This is a genomic window from Rhizobium sp. BR 362, from assembly GCF_036528765.1.
Lineage (GTDB): Bacteria > Pseudomonadota > Alphaproteobacteria > Rhizobiales > Rhizobiaceae > Rhizobium.
In genome coordinates this window covers 17738-40127 of the sequence record NZ_JARWGH010000005.1, presented here as the reverse complement: position 1 = coordinate 40127, position 22390 = coordinate 17738, and the positions used below count along the sequence as shown (strand labels likewise).

At 59.1% G+C, this 22390-nt stretch carries 24 protein-coding genes, 1 tRNA gene and 2 pseudogenes; 20 read left to right on the top strand and 7 right to left on the bottom strand.

Translation table 11 applies throughout. The features are described 5' to 3' along the window. Positions 1 to 15 precede the first annotated feature (15 nt). The 11 genes from QDY28_RS08835 (at position 16) to QDY28_RS08785 (ending at position 10218) form a co-directional block, all read left to right on the top strand. The gene (locus QDY28_RS08835) at positions 16 to 672 is read left to right on the top strand and encodes a response regulator transcription factor (RefSeq protein ID WP_331381324.1); all 657 of its coding nucleotides are present in this window, start codon (positions 16 to 18) and stop codon (positions 670 to 672) included. Beyond that, positions 669 to 2048, top strand: a complete 1380-nt coding sequence (locus QDY28_RS08830; protein ID WP_331381323.1) for a sensor histidine kinase — start codon at positions 669 to 671, stop codon at positions 2046 to 2048. The genes QDY28_RS08835 and QDY28_RS08830 overlap by 4 nt, the downstream gene beginning before the upstream one ends. A gap of 168 nt (positions 2049 to 2216) precedes the next feature. Continuing rightward, complete coding sequence (locus tag QDY28_RS08825; RefSeq protein ID WP_331381322.1) at positions 2217 to 2900, top strand: MtnX-like HAD-IB family phosphatase; 684 nt, start codon at positions 2217 to 2219, stop codon at positions 2898 to 2900. 20 nt (positions 2901 to 2920) lie between these two features. Next, positions 2921 to 4342, top strand: coding sequence for an aspartate aminotransferase family protein (locus tag QDY28_RS08820; protein ID WP_331381321.1), 1422 nt, complete (start codon positions 2921 to 2923; stop codon positions 4340 to 4342). Positions 4343 to 4346: 4 nt separating this feature from the next. After that, on the top strand, positions 4347 to 5300 hold the full coding sequence (locus tag QDY28_RS08815; protein WP_331381320.1) for an arginase: 954 nt from the start codon (positions 4347 to 4349) through the stop codon (positions 5298 to 5300). Further along, positions 5297 to 5650 (top strand): EamA family transporter, encoded by a 354-nt coding sequence (locus QDY28_RS08810; protein WP_331381319.1) that lies wholly within the window; start codon positions 5297 to 5299, stop codon positions 5648 to 5650. Before QDY28_RS08815 ends, QDY28_RS08810 begins: the two co-directional genes overlap by 4 nt. Next, positions 5647 to 6519: a fatty acid desaturase family protein gene (locus QDY28_RS08805; protein WP_331381318.1), complete on the top strand. Its 873-nt coding sequence runs from the start codon at positions 5647 to 5649 to the stop codon at positions 6517 to 6519. The genes QDY28_RS08810 and QDY28_RS08805 overlap by 4 nt, the downstream gene beginning before the upstream one ends. Beyond that, entirely contained in the window at positions 6509 to 7324 is an 816-nt protein-coding gene (locus tag QDY28_RS08800) for an alpha/beta hydrolase (RefSeq protein WP_331381317.1), read from the top strand. Before QDY28_RS08805 ends, QDY28_RS08800 begins: the two co-directional genes overlap by 11 nt. Further along, the gene (locus QDY28_RS08795; protein ID WP_331381316.1) at positions 7305 to 8450 is read left to right on the top strand and encodes a GNAT family N-acetyltransferase; all 1146 of its coding nucleotides are present in this window, start codon (positions 7305 to 7307) and stop codon (positions 8448 to 8450) included. The genes QDY28_RS08800 and QDY28_RS08795 overlap by 20 nt, the downstream gene beginning before the upstream one ends. After that, positions 8450 to 8878: an EamA family transporter gene (locus QDY28_RS08790; protein WP_331381315.1), complete on the top strand. Its 429-nt coding sequence runs from the start codon at positions 8450 to 8452 to the stop codon at positions 8876 to 8878. The genes QDY28_RS08795 and QDY28_RS08790 overlap by 1 nt, the downstream gene beginning before the upstream one ends. Next, positions 8878 to 10218, top strand: coding sequence for a cyclopropane-fatty-acyl-phospholipid synthase family protein (locus QDY28_RS08785; RefSeq protein ID WP_331381314.1), 1341 nt, complete (start codon positions 8878 to 8880; stop codon positions 10216 to 10218). The genes QDY28_RS08790 and QDY28_RS08785 overlap by 1 nt, the downstream gene beginning before the upstream one ends. On the opposite strand, the gene QDY28_RS08780 is transcribed toward QDY28_RS08785, so the two are convergent. The 3 genes from QDY28_RS08780 to QDY28_RS08770 form a co-directional block, all read right to left on the bottom strand. Next, on the bottom strand, positions 10159 to 11001 hold the full coding sequence (locus QDY28_RS08780; RefSeq protein ID WP_331381313.1) for a MipA/OmpV family protein: 843 nt from the start codon (positions 10999 to 11001) through the stop codon (positions 10159 to 10161). The genes QDY28_RS08785 and QDY28_RS08780 overlap by 60 nt on opposite strands. Before the next feature lie 150 nt (positions 11002 to 11151). Continuing rightward, positions 11152 to 11793 carry a DUF1007 family protein gene (locus QDY28_RS08775; RefSeq protein ID WP_331381312.1) on the bottom strand — a complete coding sequence of 214 codons (642 nt, stop codon included), beginning with the start codon at positions 11791 to 11793 and terminating at the stop codon, positions 11152 to 11154. A gap of 116 nt (positions 11794 to 11909) precedes the next feature. Next, positions 11910 to 12269 (bottom strand): hypothetical protein, encoded by a 360-nt coding sequence (locus QDY28_RS08770; RefSeq protein ID WP_331381311.1) that lies wholly within the window; start codon positions 12267 to 12269, stop codon positions 11910 to 11912. 363 nt (positions 12270 to 12632) lie between these two features. Between QDY28_RS08770 and QDY28_RS08765 the strand changes: the two genes are divergently transcribed. The 3 genes and pseudogenes from QDY28_RS08765 to QDY28_RS08755 all read left to right on the top strand — a co-directional run. Further along, on the top strand, positions 12633 to 12833 hold the full coding sequence (locus QDY28_RS08765; protein ID WP_331381310.1) for a hypothetical protein: 201 nt from the start codon (positions 12633 to 12635) through the stop codon (positions 12831 to 12833). Between the two features lie 85 nt (positions 12834 to 12918). Continuing rightward, a complete protein-coding gene (locus QDY28_RS08760) occupies positions 12919 to 14190 on the top strand; it encodes an MgtC/SapB family protein (RefSeq protein ID WP_331381609.1) in 1272 nt (423 codons plus the stop codon). Positions 14191 to 14284: 94 nt separating this feature from the next. Next, positions 14285 to 14563, top strand: a pseudogene (locus QDY28_RS08755) (acylphosphatase); the annotation flags it as partial. Positions 14564 to 15032: 469 nt separating this feature from the next. Here the strand turns inward: QDY28_RS08755 and QDY28_RS08750 are convergent. The 3 genes from QDY28_RS08750 to QDY28_RS08740 form a co-directional block, all read right to left on the bottom strand. Beyond that, positions 15033 to 15425 carry a DUF5615 family PIN-like protein gene (locus QDY28_RS08750; RefSeq protein ID WP_331381309.1) on the bottom strand — a complete coding sequence of 131 codons (393 nt, stop codon included), beginning with the start codon at positions 15423 to 15425 and terminating at the stop codon, positions 15033 to 15035. Beyond that, positions 15422 to 16186, bottom strand: coding sequence for a hypothetical protein (locus QDY28_RS08745; RefSeq protein WP_331381308.1), 765 nt, complete (start codon positions 16184 to 16186; stop codon positions 15422 to 15424). Before QDY28_RS08745 ends, QDY28_RS08750 begins: the two co-directional genes overlap by 4 nt. Positions 16187 to 16387: 201 nt before the next feature. Further along, positions 16388 to 16462: transfer RNA gene (locus QDY28_RS08740), tRNA-Gly, on the bottom strand. A gap of 243 nt (positions 16463 to 16705) precedes the next feature. On the opposite strand from QDY28_RS08740, the gene QDY28_RS08735 reads away from it, so the two are divergent. From QDY28_RS08735 to QDY28_RS08720, 4 genes are all read left to right on the top strand, one after another. Then, on the top strand, positions 16706 to 17215 hold the full coding sequence (locus QDY28_RS08735) for a prolyl-tRNA synthetase associated domain-containing protein (RefSeq protein WP_331381307.1): 510 nt from the start codon (positions 16706 to 16708) through the stop codon (positions 17213 to 17215). Between the two features lie 156 nt (positions 17216 to 17371). After that, the gene (trxA, locus tag QDY28_RS08730) at positions 17372 to 18349 is read left to right on the top strand and encodes a thioredoxin (RefSeq protein WP_331381306.1); all 978 of its coding nucleotides are present in this window, start codon (positions 17372 to 17374) and stop codon (positions 18347 to 18349) included. 222 nt (positions 18350 to 18571) lie between these two features. Beyond that, a complete protein-coding gene (locus QDY28_RS08725) occupies positions 18572 to 19231 on the top strand; it encodes an LON peptidase substrate-binding domain-containing protein (RefSeq protein ID WP_331381305.1) in 660 nt (219 codons plus the stop codon). 9 nt (positions 19232 to 19240) lie between these two features. Beyond that, complete coding sequence (locus QDY28_RS08720; RefSeq protein WP_028751380.1) at positions 19241 to 19429, top strand: Trm112 family protein; 189 nt, start codon at positions 19241 to 19243, stop codon at positions 19427 to 19429. Positions 19430 to 19639: 210 nt separating this feature from the next. Here QDY28_RS08720 and QDY28_RS08715 read toward each other — a convergent pair whose 3' ends face one another. Next, a complete protein-coding gene (locus QDY28_RS08715; protein ID WP_331381304.1) occupies positions 19640 to 20854 on the bottom strand; it encodes a ubiquinone biosynthesis hydroxylase in 1215 nt (404 codons plus the stop codon). A gap of 83 nt (positions 20855 to 20937) precedes the next feature. Here QDY28_RS08715 and tesB point away from each other — a divergent pair. Next, positions 20938 to 21824, top strand: a pseudogene (gene tesB, locus QDY28_RS08710) (acyl-CoA thioesterase II). Between the two features lie 213 nt (positions 21825 to 22037). After that, positions 22038 to 22388 carry a P-II family nitrogen regulator gene (locus QDY28_RS08705; RefSeq protein ID WP_181316108.1) on the top strand — a complete coding sequence of 117 codons (351 nt, stop codon included), beginning with the start codon at positions 22038 to 22040 and terminating at the stop codon, positions 22386 to 22388. Positions 22389 to 22390 lie beyond the last annotated feature (2 nt).

Genomic DNA, 22390 nt, shown 5'->3' with positions numbered 1-22390 from the left:
GCGATGAGATCGACCGTGCGTGTTCTGCTTGTTGAAGACGACAATATCCTTGGATCATCCCTCAAGAAGGCTTTGGAGAAACATGCTTACGGCGTCGATTGGATGCGCGATGGCGAGTCCGGCCTGGAAGCTGCGCAACATTCGGATTTCGCGGCCGTCATTCTCGATATCAACCTGCCGCAGCTCAATGGTATGGAGGTGCTGAGGGGCATTCGGCACCGGGGCAATGCGGTGCCGGTTCTGCTGCTGACGGCGCTCGATGCCGTACGGCAGAAAGTCGAAGGGCTGGATGAGGGTGCCGATGATTACCTGGTCAAGCCGTTCGATCTCGACGAGCTGCTTGCCCGCCTGCGCGCGCTGATCCGCCGCCGCGACGGGCGGACGGAAAGCCTCATTCGATGCGGCGATGTCGAGGTCGACCCGTCTGCGATGGTCGCCCGCAAGGGCAATGCACAGGTTCATACCACCGCCAAGGAATTCCATCTGCTGAAGCTGCTGATGGAGCGCAGCGGCCGATACGTGACCAAGAACGATATCGAATATGCGCTTTACGATGCCGAGAACACCGTCGAAAGCAACGCCATCGAGGTGACGATCTATAATCTGCGCAAAAAGCTCGGTACCGATTTCATCAAATCGATCCGCGGCGTCGGTTACATGATCGAGCGATGAGCACCTCCACGCTAACCCGCAAACTCTTCTTCAGGATCGCGCCGGTCGTGGCGGTGACCATCGTGGTGATCGGCGCCTTCGCCTTCAACAGCGCGACGCGCGAGATCAACAATATCTACGATGCCCAGCTCATCGACGATGCCAATGTTATCTGGAGCCTGCTGCGTCGCCCTCTGGAAAGATCGCCGGATCACTCTGCCAAGCAGATCGACGACATCGATTTTGCGATGGACAATCAGCTATCCTTCAATGAGGACGCCGACGATTATGCCGACGCTCACATGTTTCGCGCCTGGGTGGACGGCCATATCCGCTTCTACAGCAGTACGGCCTTCCTGTCCGACGTGCCGCAGCAGAAGGTCGGCTTCACCACGATCACCTATAAGGGCGAGGATTGGCGGGTCTATTCACTGCCGATACCGAACACGACCATCGTCATGGAGATAGGCGAAAAGATTGCCCTGCGGGAAACGCTCGTCTCCAACATCCTGCTCAATCTCTTCTTTCCGCTGCTTGTTCTCGTGCCGGTCATCGGCTTTCTCATCTGGCTCGGCATCAACAGCGGCTTGCGCACGATCCACGGGCTGGTGCGCCAGATCCGCACCCGGTCACCCGACGATCTCTCCGCCATCCCTGTCCAGGATCTGCCGCGGGACTTGTTGCCGCTCGGCCGGTCGATCAACCAGCTTCTCGAGAAACTCGGCCATTCATTGACGCTGGAGCGGCGCTTTTCGGATCTTGCGGCGCATCAGTTGCGCACCCCGCAGGCCAGCGTGAAACTGTTGCTGCAGATGCTGGGCAATACCGATAGCGAGCACGAAAGGCAGACGATCATCGCCGATCTCGTTGCCAGCAACAATCGGGCCATACATCTGATCGAGCAATTGTTGCGGCTTGCGCGGGTAAGCCATCATCCCCTCAATCCGACGCCGGTCACGCTCTATCATTTGGTGGCATCGGTCCTGGCGGAATTCGGCAATATCATCACCAGCCGGCAGCTCGATGTCCTGCTGGAGGGCGACGAGACGGCGCAGGTCAAGACGGATGAATCACTGCTGCGCATGATGATTGGCAACCTGTTGGACAATGCCATCAAATACACGCCAGTGTCGGGCAAGATCGAGGTTGTGATCTCCTCCGAAAGCGCGCTCTGGCGCATATCGATCAGCGACAGCGGGCCAGGCATTCCGCCAGATGAGCGTGCGGCGGTTTTCCAGCGCTTCTATCGGCTCAATACGCTGCACACCGAAGGCGCCGGCCTCGGTCTGGCCATCGTCGCCGATACGGCTGACAGGCTCGCCGCGTCAATCCAGCTTTTAACGCCGCGTTGGGGAACGGGCCTGCGGGTCGATTTGCGACTGCCCAAAAACCAATAGAACCATGCTTGCACATTCATCTGAGCGCGAGACCTTGTCGCTGGGCGGGTTCAGCTTTTCACGGATTCTTGAGCCGCGCCATATTTCATTTTCGCATCATCCTGCCCTCATGCCTAGCTCATCCGCCGTTGTTAGACCCAACGTCAGGACAAGGCGAAGGGGTTTTTCATGCAGGTGTTTTGCGATTTTGATGGAACCATATCCATCGAAGACGTGACGGATATGGTGTTGTCCCGTTTCGCCGGTTCCGAATGGGAAGACATAGAACAGCAGTGGAAACAGGGGTTGATCGGGTCGGGCGAGTGCATGCGTCGGCAGATCGCCCTCGTGCAGGCGAGCCGGAAAGATCTTGATGCTCTCCTGGACGAGGTGTCGATCGACCCCGGCTTCGAGGATTTCCTGTCATACTGCAACCGCAGCGATTTGCCCGTGACGATCGTCAGCGACGGTGTCGATCAATTCATTCGCCATATCCTGGCACGTCACGGCATCGATGAGCTGCGGATAGTCGCCAACGTCCTCAACTATCGCTTCGCTCAAGGCCGAGAGTGGTATTCTCTTTCTCCGTCGCCCACGGCAGCCGGATGCGTGTCCGGTTCAGGCGTCTGCAAATGCCGGGTTGTCCAGGGTGCCGAGCTGCAGATCTACATCGGCGATGGGCGAAGCGATTTCTGTGTTGCCGACAAGGTCGACCTCGTCTTCGCGAAAGCCAAGCTCGCGGATTACTGCGAGGGCCGCGGCATTCCCTATGTCGGCTTCGACAGTTTCGGCGACCTGCTTCCAAAGATGAAAGCCATTCTTCCCGGCGCCGCACGGGGACACCGCGCGTTGCTGCATTCCAAGATCGCATAAAACAGATCAAGAGGCATTTAATGAAAACCAATGTAGTCGAAGCCTTCAGCGGCGAGATGGAATCGCCTGTCAAATCTGAGGCGGAGTTGCGTATCCTTGAAGAGACCTATTGCTCCCATGGCGATACGGTCCACTACACGGCAAAGCCGAAATTCTTCGAGGAATGCGACGGCTCCTACGTCTACGACCGGGCGGGGACGCCGTTCCTCGATCTGCAAATGTGGTATTCCGCCGTCAATTTCGGCTACCGCAACGAACGTTTGAACGCCGCCGCGCACCGGCAGCTCGACCGGCTGCCGCAGGTCGCCTCGCAGTATCTGCACCGGGAAAAGGTGGAACTGGCGGCGATGATCGCCCAGGATGCCGAGCGCAAGTTCGGCCACAAAGGCCGCGTCCATTTCAATGTCGGCGGTTCGCAGGCCGTCGAGGATTCGCTGAAGCTGGTGCGCAACTACACCGGCGGCAAAAGCCTGATGTTCGCCTTCGAGGGCGGTTATCACGGCCGCACCCTCGGCGCCTCGGCGATCACCTCCAGCTACCGCTACCGCCGCCGCTACGGCCATTTCGGCGATAGGGCACAGTTCATCGAGTTCCCCTATCATTTCCGCGGCCCGAAGGGCATGTCCAAGGAAGAATACGGGCAGCACTGCGTTCAGAAGTTCGCCCGTCTGTTCGAGAGCGAATATAACGGCGTCTGGGATCCGAAGGCCGGCAAGTCCGAATATGCCGCCTTCTACATCGAGCCGATCCAGGGCACCGGCGGCTATGTCATTCCGCCGATGAACTTCTTCGTCGAATTGAAGAAGGTGCTGGACGATCACGGCATCCTGCTCGTCGTCGACGAAATCCAGATGGGCGTCTATCGCACCGGCAAGCTCTGGTCGATCGAGCATTTCGGCGTTTCGCCGGATGCTCTCGTCTTCGGCAAGGCGATCACCAATGGGCTCAACCCGCTTTCAGGCGTCTGGGCAAGGGAAGAGATGATCAACCCCGAGATCTTCCCGCCCGGCTCGACACATTCCACCTTCGCCAGCAACCCGATGGGGACCGCCGTGGCTCTCGAAACCATGAAGATGTTGGAAGAGGAGGATTTCGGCGCGGCCATCATGGCCAAGGGCGCCTATTTCCTCGATGGGCTGAGACAATTGCAGAAGCGTCACGCTATTGTCGGCGAGGTCGACGGGCTTGGCCTGGCCTTGCGGATGGAGATCTGCAAGGACGACAGCTATACGCCCGACAAGGCGACGATGGACTGGCTCTGCGACGAGGGCATGAAGGGCGATATTCAGGTCGGCTCCAAGATGTACGGCCTCGTGCTCGACGTCGGCGGCTACCACAAGAACGTCATCACCTTCGCGCCGAACCTGCTCATCACCCGCGAGGAGATCGATCTGGCGATTGCCCTGCTCGATCAGCTTCTCACGCGCGCTGCCCGGAGATAGATCGGTGCAACTCCTTCTTCTTCATCTCGATGATGCGTTGGAGTTGCAGCCAGATTTCGTGCGCGCCTGCAAATTTGCGGGCGCGTGCCAATACGCCGATAAGGCAACCGGCAAGGCGGTCCGGCTGTGGAGCAAGCAGAAGGCACTTTCCGAACTCAGCCGCAATATAGTCCGGAACACTCCCGCAGCCGGCAAGGATCCGCAGCTCTGCTTCATGGGCTCGGGCGACTTTCATCATGTGACGGCGCTGCTTCTTGACGGGGCGCTGGAGCGGCAGTCCGTTGCGGCGACCCTTATTCATTTCGACAATCACCCGGACTGGGTCACTTTCAATGGCGGCATGCATTGCGGATCGTGGGTCAACAGTGCCCTTGCCAACCGCAATATCCAGAAAGTCATCACCATCGGCGTTTGCAGCCGGGACCTTCGCAGCCCGGAACGCAAGGGCGCCAATCTGCACTGGCTCGGCGAAGGCAAGCTCGAACTCTATCCTTACGAACACCCGCCGAGCCGTGTCCTGGCCGAGTACGGCAGCGGCGCCAGCTACCGGCAGGAAAAGGGCGCCTTGCACTGGAAATCCATTTCCGAGATCGGCGAGGAAAATTTCATCGACCGAATGCTGAGCCGAATTCGTACCGAAGCCGTCTATGTGACGATCGACAAGGACGTGCTGGCGGCGGAGGACGCGGTGACGAACTGGGACCAGGGCCGGATGCGGCTGCCCTATCTCCTGGCGCTGATCAGCGAAATCGGCAACCGCCATCGCATCATCGGCGCAGACGTCATCGGCGACTACTCCGTCCCGACCTATGGCGGCAATTTTCAAACCAGGCTCTTGAAAAGGGCCGAGATCTTTATCGATCAGCCGCATATCCGGGCAAAGGCCGAAGCGATCAGAAACATCAACAGTGCCGCAAATCACGCGTTGCTGGAGGTCCTGGCGGAGTACATGGCATGAGCGGCAGCCTGACCTTTCCCATGCTCGGCCTGATCCTCTTCTGCGTGCTGGCGGAAACGGCGCGCGAGGTCTGTTTCAAGCAATCGGCAAGCCAGAACGCATTGCTTTCGGCGCTGGCCAGGCCTGTCACATGGCTGGGCATCTTCTTTTGGGCTGTGGAGCTGCTGGCCTGGACCGCCGTGCTCGAGCACGTGGCTCTGTCAATCGCCTTTCCGCTGATGGCGCTGAGCTATGTCGTCATCGTCTTCGCCGGAGCCCTGATCTTCAAAGAAAATATCAACCTCCGCCACGCGGCAGGTGTGTTCCTCGTGACCGCCGGCGTGGCTTGCGTGGGAGTAACCGGACTATGAAAATCTTTGCGCACACCAGATGGGACGTCGTACCGGTTCTGGCCGCTGTGGCGCATCTCGCCTTCGACATCTATCTGATCGTCGGTTTCGAAAGCCGACCATTGTGGCTCTCGGCTGTCCTCGGCTGCCTGTATGCCGTGTCGATCTCGTGGAATATCAACAGCATATCCCATAATTTCATCCACACGCCCTATTTCAAGCCGCGCTGGATGAACTATGCATTCAGCCTGCTGGAATCGGTCGCGATCGGCTTCTCCCAGACCTATTATCATTGGGTGCATATGCGCCATCACTCCGGCAACAGCGACCGTCCGGACGAAAAGGGCGACACGATCGATCTCTTGTCGATCTATCGCCACGGCCGCAACGGCGAGCCGGAGAATGTGTGGTCCTACACGCTGCTGAGCTTCTTTCGCGACAGTCTCGGCGATATTCACAAGGCTATCGCCCGCAACCGCCCGTTCGATGCGAAATGGGGCCGGTTCGAGCTCTTCTTCTTCCTCGGCCTTGCTGCGATTGCGCTGATCTACGACTGGAAGGCGGTGCTGTTCTTCGTGCCCTTCTATTATTTCGGCAACTGCCTGTCGTCGCTCAACGGTTATTACGAGCATCTGAATGGCGATCCGGACGAGCCAATCGCCTGGGGCGTTTCCAGCCATAAGTCGTTCTACAATTGGCTGTGGTTCGGCAACGGCTATCACGCTGAGCACCATTACCGGCCGCGGACCCATTGGACGAAGCTGCGCACTCTGCACGAGCAGATCAAGGAAGAGCAGCAAAAGGCCGGTACGCACGTCATCAGCACCTGTCACGCGCTTGGCTTCATAGCCAAGGAAAACCGGCAGGCGGAGCTTTCTCATGAAGGCTGATGGACTGAGCTTTTTTCTGGAAGGCTCGAATGACAAAGGCGTCCTGCTCGTTCACGGGCTGACGGGGGCTCCGGCGGAAATGAAGCTGGTCGCCCGCCATCTCAATCGTAAGGGCTATAGCGTCTATGCGCCGCTGCTGGCCGGCCATGGCGTGGATACCGGTACCCTGCGGCGCTCGCGGTGGGAGGATTGGCTGGAGAGCGTCGTGCAGGCATCGGAATTGCTCGCGCAGAGAACGCAGCAGGTCTTTGCAGCCGGTATCTGCGTCGGCGGCAAGCTGTCGATGCTGGCGGCCGAAAGGCGTCCGGAGACCATCCGTGCCGTGGCCATCTATTCCCCGTGTTTTCACTATGACGGGTGGGATGTCCCCTTCTATTATCCGCTGCTGTCGTCGCAGATCGGCTGGCTTTCCCGCATTCCCTTTCTCGACCGTCTCAATTTTCGCGAGACCGCATCCCTCGGGATCAAGGACGAGCGGATGCGCAAGCTGATCGAGGCCATGGGGGGAGAGGGCGTTCTCGAGAAATTCCCCGGCAGGGGGCTCGTCGAGATGTATCGGCTGGGCAAGACCCTCAGGGGCAGACTGCCGCAGATCAAGACGCCGACGCTGATCCTGCACGCTGAGGACGACGACCTCAGCAATCCCAGGCATGCGCGTTACATTTCCGACCACATCGGCGGCCCGCACGAGCTCAGATGGATCAAGGACAGCTACCATATGATCCATGTCGACCGTCAGCACCGGCAGGTAGCCGATTTCACCGCAGATTTCTTCGAGGCGAGCCATGTTCCAGTCCTCGCTTGACGTTTCGCCGGCACCGGTTCGCGATCCCATCGCCGAGGTGCATTTCAGCATTCGCGCCATCGGCCGCGATGCCTGGAATGCTTGTTTCCACGATCAGGTCGAGGATTATGATTGCCTGCTGGCCATCGAGGAGGCCGGCATCGAGGGTTTCGAATGGCGCTACATCACGGTCGTCGAAGACGGGCGGGTCAGTGCCGCCATGCCGGCTTTCCTCTGCCCCTATGCATTGGATACGACGCTGGAAGAGGGCGCGCTGCGAAGGATGGTGCGTCGCGTACGCCAGCGTTTCCCGGGCTTTCTGACGCTGCGTCTTGCCTGTCTCGGTTCGCCCTGCACGGAAACGGGCGCGGTCGGCTTCCATCCGGATGTGCCACTGGCACGCCGGGAATTGCTGTGTGCCGAGCTGCTGTCGTTCTTCGAACAGCTTGCGGCAACGGAAGATTGCGCGCTGATGGGCCTGAAGGACATTCCGCAGCCGGTCGTTCCCGCGCTCGATGGCCCGCTCTCGGCCGGTCGTTACGCCATGATCGGCGGTTTGCCGACCGCTTGGCTCGATATCGATTTCAAGACGATCGATGAATATCTCGCCCGGCTCTCCTCCGGCACCCGCAAGGACATGCGCCGCAAGTTGAAATCCTTTGCCGAGGTCAGGGTCGAGATCCGTACGGATTTCGGCGACTTCTTGCCCGAGGTCATGAGGCTCTACCACGATACCCGCAATCGCAGCGAATGGCAGTTCGAGGAGCTGACGGCCGCTTACTTCGAGGGAATCCTTTCCCGCATGGAGGGCCGTTCTTTCTGCGCCTTCTATTTCGTCGAGGACAGGCTGCTCGCCGCTAACCTGATCGTTCACGACGGACGCGTCGCCATCGACAAATTCTTCTGCATGGATGGCGAGGAGGGGCGGCCCTACAATCTTTATTTCCTGAGCTGGTTCACCAATCTGCGCTATTGCCTGGAACACGGCATAGGCCGCTACCAGAGCGGGCAGGCCTATTATGAGAACAAGGTGCGGCTCGGCAGCAATCTCACCGCCAACGCGATGTTCTTTCGCCATCGTAATCCCGTTCTTCAGAAAATACTGCGGCTGGTGTCTCCGCTGTTTTCGACAGATGAGGCGGGCTGATGATATCGATGCGCTTATCCTGGCTGGCGGTGCCGGTGCTGAACACGCTGTACCAATTCTTCATCAAGCACGGAGCCGCGCAATTGGACGGTGCCGCCGGAGCGGATTGGCTGTGGCAGGCGCTGGCTTCGCATTGGATCCTCGCGGCGATAGCAGCCGAAATCCTCTGCTTCTTCATCTGGATGAACGTGCTTTCCGAGCTTGAGCTCAGCCGCGCCTTTCCCCTTTCCGGCATCAGCTACGTTTTGATCATCGCCACCGGCTGGTTCGTCTTCGGCGAACCCGTCGTCGGCCTGCAGGTGATCGGCAGCGGGCTGATCCTGACGGGCGTGTGGCTGATCGCAGGCGCTGCGGGTGAAACATCGGACCAAAATGGCTGGAGCTCAAAGCAGGGTTCGCTCAGTGCCGACACGGGTGAGGATAAGTGATGTCCCGATTGCAAGCTGAAGACCATCGCCAGAACAAGGGCGTCAGCATCATATCCCGCCTTGCGGACTGGAGCCTGAAGCGCGCGCTGTCGCATATCGTGACAAGAGGATCGCTGACGGTGACGACGGCCGCCCACCGCGTCCTGACGTTCGGCGACGGCAGCGGTCAGCCAGTCCATGTCCGCTTCACGGACGCCCGCGCGCAATGGGCTTTCCTTATCGATGCCGACCTGCGGCTCGGCGAACTCTACATGGATAGCCGTTTCCTCGTCGAACAGGGTTCGCTCTACGATTTCGTCGCGATGATGCTGCGGGAGGCGCAGAACAGCACGCATCCGCTCATTGCCCGGGTGATTGATCAGATCCGCACGAGGCTGCGGATTTTTCGTCACCGCAATGTGCCAGTTCGCTCCAAGACAAATGTCGCGCATCACTACGATCTCGACGGCCGGCTCTACGAACTTTTCCTGGATCCGGACCGGCAATATTCCTGCGCCTATTTCGAGCATCCCGATCAATCGCTGGAAGAGGCGCAACGGGCGAAGAAAAGGCATCTGGCCGCCAAGCTTTCGATCGAACCGGACAACAGCATTCTCGACATCGGCTGCGGCTGGGGAGGCCTTGCCCTGCACCTGGCCGAGCAGGCGCCGGGCGGCTATGTGCTCGGTGTCACGCTATCCGAAGAGCAGCATGACTATGCTTCGAAACGGCTTTTGAGCACCGTGGGCCGATCGCGGGTGGAGATTCAGTTCGCGCTCAGAGACTACCGCAGCCTGACGGGTCATTTCGACAGGATCGTTTCGGTCGGCATGTTCGAGCATGTCGGCCTGGCATCCTATCGGACCTTCTTCCGCAAATGCGCCGAGTTGCTCGAGGATGACGGCATCATGGTGCTGCACACCATCGGCTGCTCGGCCACGCCCGGCTTTACCACGCCCTGGCTCGACAAATACATTTTTCCTGGTGGCTACATTCCGGCACTTTCGGAGATCGTACCGGAGATCGAGGCCGCGGGATTGATGATTACCGACGTCGAGGTGCTGCGCCTGCATTATGCCTGGACGCTCGCCAATTGGCGCGAGCGTTTCGTGGCACGCCGGGCCGCGGTGGCAGAACTCTATGACGAGCGCTTCTGCCGCATGTGGGAATATTATCTTTCGACCGCGGAGGCTGCGTTCCGCTACGAAGATCTCGTCGTCTTCCAGATCCAGATCAGCAAGCGCAACGACATCCTCCCTGTCACGCGGGACTACATCGCCCGCAGCGAAGCGAGCCAAGCTTTAAAAACGGACGTCGAACGTTCTGTTGAGCGTAAAGCCGATGATGTTCTGATTGGGTGAGCCGATCTGCGAGGTGATCGGGCTGTCGGCGGCATCGCTCACCAGGCGGTTATACTTGTTGTAGATCTGCACGCTCCAGGCGGGCGAGAACGTATAGGTGGCCGCGACCGTAAAGCCGACGGATTTCAGGCCGCCGCTGGCGTCAAAGGCGCCGAGATGACCATTTTTCGCTGCCTCGCTCGCGGAGATTCCGAAATTGTTGCTCATGTAGGTGGAGTTCGCCAACGACATGCGCGGACCGGCGGAAAGAAGCCAACTGTCTCCGACGGGCTGGAACCAGTCGAGTGACAGATCGGCGACGAGACCATCGCCGCCCCAGAGCGCTTGGCGCGTCTCGGCGCGCACCCGCAATTGATTTTCCATCGGCCAATACTGCGCGAAGGCGCCGGCATCGAAATTCCAGCGAACCCTGCGCAAGCCGTCCAGGCGAGAATCGTCAAAGGCCGAGCGCCCGCTTCTCAGACCGACGACCGGGCCGACTTCGATGCCGCCGACCTCGAAGAGGCTATAATCGATGTTGTCGTCCGGGGCGCTGTAATCCTGAGTTTCACCGAGGCGGTGGAAATCGAAAGACGGCATGCCGCTGAAGGAAAGATGCTTCGATCCCTCGTAGGATGGACCGTATTCGACCGTACCGCCGAGCGTCACGACCCAGGTGGTTGACGCAGACTTCGCCGCCTCCTGCGCTCGCGCCGGAAAGGCGCCGCTTACAAATGTTGCCAGCAGAGCGATCCCGGCAAGTGCCGAGGACCTGTTGAACAAAGATGTTTTGACGCTGAACACGCTGCCGACACCTGTCCTTAATCGCCCAATTTGCAGGCAGATTGCCACCGGCGGCATTACTAACACAGCTTGATGTTCGACGAATAGAAAAAACTCGAGCGGCAATGGCGGGTAACGATCGCGTTTCCGCATTTCAGATCGATAGTAATTTCAGCACTGGACTTCCAGCCTCGTTGCCACGAGCTGCGAATAATTCGTTCCCATCGGGTCGTTGAAGAACATGCTGGTGAGCGTTGCCTGGTTTTGCGCGATGATCTCGTTTGGATTGGGCCGCACCACCTTGCGCTTGCAGCGGGCAAAGGCCTCGCCGGAGGTGGCCATGTCGCTGTCGGCAGCGAAATCGACTGCGGTATAAAGGGTCGTATCGTAAATCCCGAAAATCGTGGTTCCCTTGAGGAATGTCTTCTGCAGCGGCTTCAGCGAGAAGGTCAGTATCAGGGCGCTGTCCTTGTAATCTGCCTGTATCGTCTCGGGCTTTGCCATCGCGACTGCTTTGCCGTTGCTGGTGACGTTTGTGTAGTAGTTATACTGCGCAAGCGAATTCCTGACCGTCTTGCCCACGGCCTTCAGCTCGCCGGGATCGAGCGTCATGTTGCCGTTCTTGTCGAAATCCAGCAGCACCGACGAGGAAAAGACCTCGTCGAAACGCCAGACATTGCGAAGCTCGGCGATCGAGCCGTCCGGTGCTGCGACCACCTCGAATTTGGCGTCGATGAATATATGCGGGTGGGCAAGCGCCGGGACGGGCAGGAGCGACAGCATCGCGAGCGGCAAAATCGTTCGTCGTTTCATTCAGGCTCTGTCCGTTGTCCGTCTGGGGTCGAGTGCCGAGGCCTGAACTTCAATTGAGACTGATTTGAGACCCTGACGGGTGGATGATGTGGACCGAAGTCGAACCGAGATTCGCTCTACTGACTGTTCCATCGGAAGGCGGCAACAAAGCCCGAGATCAGCACCAGCAGCAGGAGCAGGTGGAATACACGGTCTTCCATTGTCTGCGGGCCGATGCCGATGGCAATGGTGAAGGCGCCGATCAGCGTTGCAAAAAGGGCAAAACTCTGGACCGCAAGCGCGACGGAGCGGGTCCATGCCGGCTGGAAGAGGCACGCGAATATCCCGCAAATCAGAACCACTGCGATCAACCCTTCGGCTGTCGCGGCCTGTGTGTGCACATAATAGCCGCCAAGGATCACGCCGGAGTGGACGAGCGACGCGGCGGCAAAGAGCGTGACTTCGAAAAGGAGAAGAGATTTCGCCCAAGAATTCATGATCCGGTCCATCATTGCCGGTTGCGCAGAGATGGTGTCGAGCAAGAGCCTGAAACAATGCGCCTGGTTGCCTGGATTTGCTCATTTGTTTGCATCGCTTAAAAATGCAGCCGGACTTTGTCGGATTGCTCTTGCTGCGTGACACGCGCGACGCATGCAATCTCGATCAAAGCGAGATCCGTCAAAATCTTGGCTTTCCGTTGCGGTTCACATTATCGCGACTGCGTAGATAGACCCGCGGTTTTCTTGATTCCAATCATGCCTGCGCTAAAATTAGCAAGTCTCATGCATTTCCTTTCATTGCCCTGCCAGAGGCTCCCCGGTGGGGCGCTTTTTGGCAATGGCGACTGATAAGGGGCAGATATGATCCGCAGCATGGTATCGGCAGGTGAGATCCCACTGCAGAATGAAGATATCGAAATCTGCCAGCGTGTGTTCGACCAGATCTGCGTCGAAAAAGGGATCAAGGATGAAGATCGGTGCGAAGAGCTTGCCGCATCCATCATCGACTTCTATCAACACGGCGTGAAAAACGAGGCGAGTTTGAAACGGCTGTTTTCCTAGCCGCCGAGCGACATTGACGACCGACCGTCTTTCTTCGAAGACGGCGGTGGATTGCTTACGGACGCAATCGGCCTATCGTCATGTAATGGAACACAGCGAAATCTTTCAACGCCTCGGCGTGGCGCTTGCGATTGGGCTGCTCGTCGGCGTGGAGCGGGGCTGGCAGGAGCGCGATGTTCGCGCGGGTGGCAGAACGGCGGGCATCCGCACATTCGGCCTCACCGGTTTTCTCGGCGGAATAGCCGGCATATTGCAGTCCATGACTGGCCCATTGCTGCCGGCGACCATCGCCGTTTTGCTTGGCCTCATTTATATTGCTGGCAAGTGGCAGGAAACGAAAAGGGATGAGGATTACAGCATCACCTCGGTCGTTGCCGCTCTCGTCGTCTTTGGATTGGGGGTTCTGGCTGCTGTCGGCGACATCGTGACGGCGGCAGCCGGCGGCGTCGTAGCAACCGCAATTCTTGCCGCACGTCACAGCCTGCATGGCTTTCTTAAAGGACTGAGCTGGCCGGAACTGCGTTCGGCGCTGGTGTTGCTGGCCATGACCGTGGTTGCGCTGCCGCTGCTGCCGGACAGGGCGCTAGATCCCTGGGGAGCGCTCAATCCTTTCTCTCTATGGCTGCTGACCATCACCATCGCCGCTCTCTCATTTGCCGGTTATGTTGCCATCAAGCTGACCGGCACGAGCCGCGGCGTGTTGCTGGCCGGCGCTGCGGGAGGGCTGGTCTCCTCGACAGCACTGACGCTTTCCTTCGCCCGTCATTCGAAGGAGGCGCCGCAAGGCTCCGCACATCTGGCAGCCGGGGCAGCCATTGCCGGCGCCTTGTCCTTCGCCCGCGTCTTGGTCATCGGCAGCGCCCTTTCCTTCAACCTGCTTGTGCCGCTGGCATCCGGCCTGGTGCCGGCGATCATAGGGTTTCTGATTGCCGGCTTTCTACGGGTCTGGCGTTCCAGCGCTGCAGCGGATGTGCCGGAAATTACGCTGAAGAACCCGTTCGAATTGCGCATGGTGTTTTCATTCGCCGCATTGCTCGGGCTGATCAGCCTGATATCGAAAATGACGATCAACTATATTGGCACATCGGCACTCTTCGTCGTGGCGGTCATCTCCGGACTGGTAGACGTCGACGCGATCACGCTTTCCACAGCGCGGCTCGCGGGCTCGGCGATCGACGTCAACACAGCCGCCGCCGTCATCCTCATTGCCGTCGTCGTCAATGTGGTGACCAAGGCGGTCCTCGCTTTCACGGCCGGCACGCGTGACTATGGCATGGCGCTCGCGCAAGCGTCAGCCATCGCAATCGTCACGGGAGCGGTCGCCTATTTCGCGCTCCGCAGCTTCATGCCTGAGTGATGCGATCAGGCACGCCCGGCTGCCGTCGTAATCGGTCCCTTGCGCACGGCTTTGCAGATTGGCATTCTGGTGGTGTCGCCAGATAGGTGTGGCTATGTCCGATGATTATCAGGCTACCCTGGTACGGATAACCGGCAGGGTACAGGGCGTCAGTTTCCGTGTTTGGACGCGGAGCGAGGCTTTAAGGCTCGGCTTGGCAGGCTGGGTTCGCAACGAAGCGGACGGATCCGTCGTCGCTTTGATTGCTGGATCTGACGCCGCGATTTCGACCATGATCGAGCGCTTCTGGCATGGGCCGCCTGGCGCATCGGTTTTTAGCGTGGAGAAACAGCAAACCACTCTCGCGCAGATGCCGACAGGGTTTCGCATCACCGGCTGGCTGGATCCGCAAGACGAGCGACTGGCCTCGAAAGGCCATTCCAAACCACCTGATTTTTGTGCCAAACCTGAGAGATAGGTGACGTTTGTACCGGAGACATGGTTAACATTCGCCCGGTCCTGCAGCTGTCACTCGGATGTCGAGTGTGACCGGGCGGTGGTTCGCCGCCCTCGTCTTCTTGGGGCAGGGCGGGTGGCAAAAAAATCCTCTGCTCCGCCCAGAAACCATACATAGAAAATTGACCAGTGACGGTCTTCAGATCGTCATGTCTTCGGTCGGCCTTGCTAGCTGGCTTGCCGTCCTGTTCAGCCACAAAAGCTCGACGCGCAAGCGCGCAGCTCAATGGCACTTACGCGACCCTCCCTAGGGGCGTCTTGGGCCAGTGTGAGACAGCGCGCCAGCCGCGCCATCGTTGAGGGAGAAGACAAGTTGAGGCCGTGTTTCTGGCGTGGAGCGACCCGTCTTACAACTGCTTGACCCTCGTGCTCGTCATTGGCAGCTCGAACATCGCGCCGCCCTGTACGAGCCCCGCCTGCGTTTCGATCGTCTGCCAGAGCGCAAGGATGCGCTCCATCTGTTTTATGAGCGGCGACTTGTAGAGACCCTTAGAGAGGAAGAACCCAACCAAATGAGAGCTTCTGAAGGCGTTGTATTCGGCTTTGTTGCGAGTTATCCGCCGATCGCCGGAGATCACAATCCATCGGCCCTCGGCGCTAAGCTCCCCGATCCATTGCACGTCCTTCACGCCGGGCCCGAACCGCTCCCGAACGTGGATGATTTCGTGTTTTCCAGAAAACAATGCATGTAGGGAGCGGGCGAGCGCGGGCGGAAGGTTTTCGTCTACCAAAACCTTCACGCAGCTCTCTTCAATCCGTTTTCAAACTGCACCGCGTCGCGAACCACGCTCACTGGCACTTCGAATATCCGTGCGACATCCTCGACCGATCCCTCTGCCTCGACGGCATCGGCGAGCGCAACAGTCGGAACACCAGATTGTGAGGCCACCGGCTGACCGAACGCGCGACCGGGATCGATCACGATCGACTGCTTGCCGTTGAAGGGACGCCACCGGGCAACCGCATCGTCCTCGATGTCGAGTTCTTTGAACGTGCGCTCAACGACCTGCTGGAACACATACTGTCGGCGTTTTAGATCGAGGAGCTTAGGCTCTGCGGATCGGTCGATGCTCTGCAGGAAGATCGTGCGGCCGTCGGTCTGAAAGCGACGCGTGGAGAACGGTCGCTCATCATTCGCGCATGTGCGCGCAAAGTCGAGGCAGTTGCGTATCGCCAATAGACCGACGCCAGCGTCTAGGAATTCCTTGACGAACCGAAGCTCGATTAGATCGCGGAAGCCGATTTCCAGATGCTCCTCGATCTCGGCATGCTGGGTTGTCCAGAGCGGCGGCATGTGGTGCTCTTTGCCTGAGCGCCGGAAGGTGTAGCCGCGAAGCCAGCGGTTCACATTGAGAGCCGACGTTTTCAAAAGCCGAGCGGCCTCCGGCGCGGTGTAAGAACCTACGCCGATCGCATCAATAGTCGATGAGTGTCGTTGCGTCGAAACCATGTAAGGCAACCTACCGATATCCACATCGCTCGCAAGATGGAAATAGCGCAAGTGCGAACGATTATTTTTGAAACTTTGTGGGAGGCACGGCGGTGAGCCGTCGACGCATTCCGAAACGGAGACCCGTGGGCATAATTCCGCCCCTTGGGGTTCGCGGTTCCCAACGCCAGATTCCTTTTCGCGGTCGCCACATGAAATTCAAACAATAGCCTATAACGGATCTTGTTATAGCCTTGATTTTCTTAAGAAAATTGGAGCGGGCGAAGGGATTCGAACCCTCGACCCCAACCTTGGCAAGGTTGTGCTCTACCCCTGAGCTACACCCGCTCATATCCGCAGCCGTCCGGGGTAGTGTGTTGGACCGCTGGGCGTCGTCTTGCGGCGACGGGCGCTATATGGCCTAACCATTTTTCAAATGCAACAGGGAAATGACGAGGTCGCGAAGAAAAATCTGTATTTTTTGCCTTGTCCGCCGGAAAGCCCTAGAACGCTTGGCTTTGTCGTCTGGAAGATTGCAAAGGATTTGCGGGCGACGTATCAGGGGCGGGTCATTTTTATTGCGAGATGCCCATGACCGACAACAGCCCGAAAACCCGCGACGATCTTCTCCGTTTCCTGGATGACCTCGGCATTGCCCATAGCACCAAGGATCATCCGCCGGTGTTCACCGTTGCCGAATCGGTATCGCTGCGCGACGAGATTCCCGGTGGGCATACGAAGAACCTGTTCGTCAAGGACAAGAAGGACAATTTCTTCCTGCTGACGGTCGAGGAGAATGCGAATGTCGATCTGAAGACGGTGCATACGCTGATCGGTGCGGCGAGCAAAGTCTCCTTCGGCAAACCCGAAAAGCTGCTAGAATATCTGGGCGTCGTTCCGGGAGCGGTGACGGCGTTCGGGGCGATCAACGATACGGGCAGGAACGTCACCTTCGTTCTCGATGCCGAATTGATGGAGCACGACATCGTCAATTGCCATCCGTTGTCGAACGATGCGACGACCTCGATTGCCAGCGGCGATCTCCTGCGCTTCATGGAAGCGACGGGTCATACGCCGCTAGTCTTGAAAGTGACGGGCTGACGTACGATTTTAACGCTACGATTAGAGCGAGATGGCCTATCTTCGAATGTCCTGTCGCTCAGGAATTTCATTGGGCGTGATTTATGCAAAAGCGGCTTCGTTCCTTTTGAAATCATGCTTTAAAAAGTCCAGGATGCCGGCAGACGGGAGACACTCATGAGCGGTTCAAACAATCCTTATAACGCTTCGTTCGGCGGCCAGATGTCTGCCTCGGCATCCTATGGTGCCGCACCTGCCGCATCCGGCGCCGCTTCGCCCATCAAGGACACGACGACGGCGAATTTCGCGCGGGACGTTATAGAGGAATCGCGCAACCAGCCGGTTCTGGTGGATTTCTGGGCGCCCTGGTGCGGACCATGCAAGCAGCTCACACCGGTTCTGGAAAAGGTCGTCAACGAGGGCAAGGGCCGCGTCAAGCTGGTCAAGATGAATATCGACGATCATCCGGCCATTCCCGGCCAACTCGGCATCCAGTCGATCCCGGCGGTCATCGCCTTCGTCAACGGCCGCCCGGCTGACGGGTTCATGGGCGCTGTTCCCGAAAGCCAGGTTCGCCAGTTCATCGATCGCCTCGGCGGGCCGGCTGACGGTGCCGGCGATCAGGCGGCGGAGATCGAAGCTATCCTGGAAGAGGCAGCGGGCCTTCTTGCCGGCGGCGATATCAATGGCGCCGCCGAGCTGTTCGGCGCGGTGCTGCAGGCCGATCCGGAAAATGCCAAGGCGCTTGCCGGCATGGCCGAGTGCATGATCGCGGCCGGCCAGAACCAGAGAGCGCGCGAAGCGCTGACCGATCTGCCGGAAACGCTGGCCAACGATGCCGGCATCCAGGCGGTGGTAAAGAAGCTCGATCAGATCGAGGAAGCCCGCAAGCTCGGCGACCCCGTGGCGCTTGAGCAGGAATTGGTGCTCAATCCCGACAATCACGAGCAGCGTGTCAAACTCGCCAAGATCCGCAATGTCGAGGGCAAGCGCGAGGAAGCTGCCGAGCATCTGCTGACAATCATGCGCCGCGACCGCGCCTTCGACGATGATGGTGCGCGCCGTCAGTTGCTGCAGTTCTTCGAGGTTTGGGGTCCGAAGGACCCGGCGACCATTGCCGCGCGCCGCAAGCTTTCGTCGATCCTGTTTTCATAAGACGCCGTGTGTTCGGAGGGCGTTTCATCCGGATCACAGCGGTTGTCTCGGCTGAACAGGAAAGCGGAATGCTCTGGCGTTTTGCCCGGAAATCCTCTTGTGTTTTCGGGAGAGGGGGGCACATTGTCCTATGGCGTGGCGTATGACGGAACAATGTCCGTTGGGTATCGTTCTTGCGCATCTCGGAAACGAGCGGCGCAGTAATGTAACGGGACGAAAATCATGCAAGTCGGCAATGCCAGATATTTGAAGCCAAGCGATCTGCCGGAATCGGTGGTGGTCTTTCCCCTCTCCGGTGCCCTGCTTCTGCCGACCGGACAATTGCCGCTCAATATCTTCGAGCCGCGTTATCTTTCGATGTTCGATGCCGCGATCGCCGGCAATCGGCTGGTCGGCGTCGTGCAGCCGGCGCTCGGCGAGCCGGCGGAAACGCCGCATCTTGCGCATGTCGGCTGCCTTGGGCGTATCACCTCCTTCGCCGAGACGGGCGATGGCCGCTATATCGTCTCGCTGACCGGCATTTGCCGCTTCCGGCTGATGGACGAGATCACCGGCCACCAGCCCTACCGCAGCTTTCGCATTACGCCGTTCATTTCCGACCTCAAGTCGCGGGACGAGGAAGATACGGTCGATCGTTCGGCACTGCTTTCGGCTTTTCGGGCTTATCTCGATGCCAACAAGCTGGAGGCGGACTGGGAGAGCGTCGAGCGCGCCAGCAATATGACGCTGGTCAATTCGCTGGCGATGATGGCGCCCTTCGATCCCGCTGAAAAGCAGGCGCTTTTGGAAGCGCCCGACCTGAAGACGCGGGCGGAAACCTTCATCGCCATCATCGAAATCGTACTCGCTCGCTTCGGCGATACCGATTCGGTGATGCAATAGGGGTTTGCGATGGACATCACCGTCAGCAAGGTTGATCCGAAACTGCTCGATCTCCTCGTCTGCCCCCTTACCAAGGGACGGCTAAGCTACGATCGCGACAAGAACGAGCTGGTGTCGGAAAAGGCACGGCTCGCCTATCCCATCCGCGACGGCATTCCGATCATGCTGATCTCGGAAGCGCGGCGCATCGAGGATTGAGGGATTCTTTCTCCCGGTAACGCCCCCTCAACCTGCCCTGCGGGCATCCTTCTCCCGCTTGGGGCGAAGGTGTTACCTCTTGCGACGACCGTTCACTGCTTTGTCCTCACCGTGACGCCGATGGGCACGGCACCTTACCTTCGCCCCAGCGGGGAGAAGGTCGAGCGAAGCTCGGGTTGAGGGGGCGTTACCGGAAAAGGTAAACGGAACTCAGATCGCTTCGCCCGCCAGCAGCCGCGGATTGTCCCTGGCAGCCGTGCCGGCGGCCTGGCCGATGAAGAAGGATTTGAGTTTCGGCAGCCGGTCGACGAGGCCGAGGCCGAAATCGCGGGCGACGCGCAGCGGCGTAATATCGTTGGAAAACAGCCGGTTCAGCACGTCGGTGGTCACCCCCATGCGGAAGGTGTCGAAGCGGCGCCAGGTCTGGTAGCGTTCTAGGATGTTGATCGAGCCGATATCGAGGCCGAGGCGGTCCGCTTCGACCACCGTTTCGGCCAATGCTGCAACATCCTTAAAGCCGAGATTGAGGCCCTGGCCGGAGATCGGGTGAATGCCGTGGGCGGCATCGCCGGCGAGCGCAAAGCGCGGCGCGACGAAATCGCGGGCGAGTGTCAGGCCGAGCGGGAAGGCGCGGCGCTCGCCGACCGTGTGCAGCGCGCCGAGCTTGTGGCCGAAACGGCGCTCCAACTCCTCTTCGAACACCAGATCGTCAGAGGCGACGAGCCGGTCGGCGTCGGATGTGCGTTCGGTCCAGACGAGCGAGGCGCGATTGTTTTTCAGCGGCAGGATGGCAAAGGGGCCGGAAGGCAGGAAATGCTCCTCCGCACAGCCGTTGTGCGGCCGTTCGTGCTCCACGGTCACGACGATGCCAGACTGGCCGTAGTCCCAGCTCACCGTCTTGATTCCAGCCATGTCGCGGAGTTTGGAGCGCACGCCGTCGCAGGCGACCAGCAGCTTTGCTTCCAGTGTGCTGCCATCCGAGAGCGTCAGCGTAACATTGGCATCGCCGGTCTTGAAGTCCGTTGCGCTGACGCCGTGGCGAATCGGGATGCCGAGGCGTTCGCAGGCGCCGCGCAGAGCGCCGACCATGGCAATGTTAGGAACCATATGAGCGAAGGGCTGGCCTTCGGCCACTTCCCCGTCAAAAGTCAGAAACACCGGGCGCACGGGATCGCTCGTGCGCGAATCGGTGACGATCATCCGAGTGATCGGTTCCGCTTCCGGTTTGATCTCATCCCAGATGCCGAAGACCTCCAGCATTTTGGAGGCGGCGGCGATGATCGCCGAAGCGCGCGCGTCTTTTTTCCAGGCGGTTTCGGGGGCGGCCTCTATGACCATGACGTCAAGATGGGGGGCTGCCTGCTTGACGGCGACCGCAGCGGCGAGACCTACATAACCGCCACCCACTACCAGCATGTCCAACATCGCGCTTCCCCGTGTCCTACTGTCATTTCCTGTTCTATATAGAGCATCCCATTCGTGGTTCCTACCGTCGGAGTTCAATCAAAATGTCGCGCGAGAACGAGAAACAGACCGCCATGGAAGTCGTGCTCGCGACGCTCGATCTGGAAACCATCGAGATGAACCTCTTTCGCGGCAATAGTCCGCAGGTCGGCTGGCAGCGCGTCTTCGGCGGGCAGGTTATCGGCCAGGCGCTGATGGCGGCGCAGCGGACGGTGGCGGATGAACGCTTCGTGCATTCGCTGCATGCCTATATTTCATGCTGCCCGGTGATCCCACCGTCCCGATTCTTTACCAGGTCGATCGTCTGCGCGACGGCTCGAGTTTCAATACGCGCCGGGTGCTGGCGATCCAGCACGGCAAGGCGATCTTTGGAATGACGGCCTCCTTCCAGATCGACGAGCCAGGTTTCGAACATCAAAGCGAGATGCCGCACGTGCCGGCTCCGGAAGAGCTGATGGACGAACGGCAGATCAAGGAACGCTATATCGCCAACGCCCCGGAGAATGTGCGCCGCTATTGGGAGCGGAAGCGGGCGATCGAAATCCGGCCAGTGTCGCTCGATCATTATTTTTCCCGGTCGCAGCCCAGCCAGCGGCAGGATATCTGGGTTCGCGTGACGGGGCCCGTGCCGGATGACCGTCTCTATCGGAACGCCGTGCTTGCCTATCTCTCGGACATGACGCTCATCGACGCGGCGCTGCATGCGCATGGCACCTCGGTTTTCGATCAGGGCCTGCAGGTCGCGAGCCTCGATCATGCCATGTGGTTCCACCGGCCGTTTCAGCTCGATGATTGGCTTCTTTACACCCAGGACAGCCCAAGTGCTTCGGGCGCCCGTGGTTTGGCCCGCGGTAGCCTTTTCACACGGTCCGGTGTCCTGATTGCGTCTGTCGCGCAAGAGGGTTTGATTCGTAAAAAGGCAAATGATTAATTGATATGCAATTTTGCAAATTTGCATATTATTTGTGCGTGAGCTGTGCCGCGATCTGCCGCTTTATTAGGTGCCTTGCGCAAAGCCGTTAAATTTCAAGTAGTTATAATAGTGTCACGAATCTGGCACGCCCTTTGAATGTGTACCCTCAGTCGCTGCTGAAACAGTCGTCAGCGGCAAGGAGATCGGCTCCGTGCCGAGGGTAAACAAAGGATGGGAAACCAGATGAAAATTGTGATGGCCATTATCAAGCCGTTCAAGCTCGATGAGGTCCGTGAGGCCCTGACGGCTGTCGGCATCCAGGGCCTGACCGTGACCGAAGTGAAGGGTTACGGGCGTCAGAAAGGGCATACCGAAATCTATCGTGGCACGGAATATGCCGTCAGCTTCCTGCCGAAGCTGAAGATCGAAGTCGCGGTCGCAACCGAAATCGTCGACAAGGCGGTCGAAGCCATCGCCGCGTCCGCCAAGACCGGACAGATCGGCGACGGCAAGATTTTTGTCTACTCGATTGACCATGCCGTGCGCATCCGTACGGGCGAAACCGATTCAGAAGCGCTGTAAGA

Bases quoted from the DNA above. Each gene is read 5' to 3' on its own strand.
- QDY28_RS08830 (WP_331381323.1), top strand. From the start codon at position 669: ATGAGCACCTCCACGCTAACCCGCAAACTCTTCTTCAGGATCGCGCCG.
- QDY28_RS08825 (WP_331381322.1), top strand. From the start codon at position 2,217: ATGCAGGTGTTTTGCGATTTTGATGGAACCATATCCATCGAAGACGTG.
- QDY28_RS08820 (WP_331381321.1), top strand. From the start codon at position 2,921: ATGAAAACCAATGTAGTCGAAGCCTTCAGCGGCGAGATGGAATCGCCT.
- QDY28_RS08810 (WP_331381319.1), top strand. From the start codon at position 5,297: ATGAGCGGCAGCCTGACCTTTCCCATGCTCGGCCTGATCCTCTTCTGC.
- QDY28_RS08805 (WP_331381318.1), top strand. From the start codon at position 5,647: ATGAAAATCTTTGCGCACACCAGATGGGACGTCGTACCGGTTCTGGCC.
- QDY28_RS08800 (WP_331381317.1), top strand. From the start codon at position 6,509: ATGAAGGCTGATGGACTGAGCTTTTTTCTGGAAGGCTCGAATGACAAA.
- QDY28_RS08795 (WP_331381316.1), top strand. From the start codon at position 7,305: ATGTTCCAGTCCTCGCTTGACGTTTCGCCGGCACCGGTTCGCGATCCC.
- QDY28_RS08790 (WP_331381315.1), top strand. From the start codon at position 8,450: ATGATATCGATGCGCTTATCCTGGCTGGCGGTGCCGGTGCTGAACACG.
- QDY28_RS08785 (WP_331381314.1), top strand. From the start codon at position 8,878: ATGTCCCGATTGCAAGCTGAAGACCATCGCCAGAACAAGGGCGTCAGC.
- QDY28_RS08775 (WP_331381312.1), bottom strand. From the start codon at position 11,793: ATGAAACGACGAACGATTTTGCCGCTCGCGATGCTGTCGCTCCTGCCC.
- QDY28_RS08770 (WP_331381311.1), bottom strand. From the start codon at position 12,269: ATGAATTCTTGGGCGAAATCTCTTCTCCTTTTCGAAGTCACGCTCTTT.
- QDY28_RS08765 (WP_331381310.1), top strand. From the start codon at position 12,633: ATGATCCGCAGCATGGTATCGGCAGGTGAGATCCCACTGCAGAATGAA.
- QDY28_RS08760 (WP_331381609.1), top strand. From the start codon at position 12,919: ATGGAACACAGCGAAATCTTTCAACGCCTCGGCGTGGCGCTTGCGATT.
- QDY28_RS08735 (WP_331381307.1), top strand. From the start codon at position 16,706: ATGACCGACAACAGCCCGAAAACCCGCGACGATCTTCTCCGTTTCCTG.
- trxA (WP_331381306.1), top strand. From the start codon at position 17,372: ATGAGCGGTTCAAACAATCCTTATAACGCTTCGTTCGGCGGCCAGATG.
- QDY28_RS08725 (WP_331381305.1), top strand. From the start codon at position 18,572: ATGCAAGTCGGCAATGCCAGATATTTGAAGCCAAGCGATCTGCCGGAA.
- QDY28_RS08720 (WP_028751380.1), top strand. From the start codon at position 19,241: ATGGACATCACCGTCAGCAAGGTTGATCCGAAACTGCTCGATCTCCTC.
- QDY28_RS08715 (WP_331381304.1), bottom strand. From the start codon at position 20,854: ATGTTGGACATGCTGGTAGTGGGTGGCGGTTATGTAGGTCTCGCCGCT.
- QDY28_RS08705 (WP_181316108.1), top strand. From the start codon at position 22,038: ATGGGAAACCAGATGAAAATTGTGATGGCCATTATCAAGCCGTTCAAG.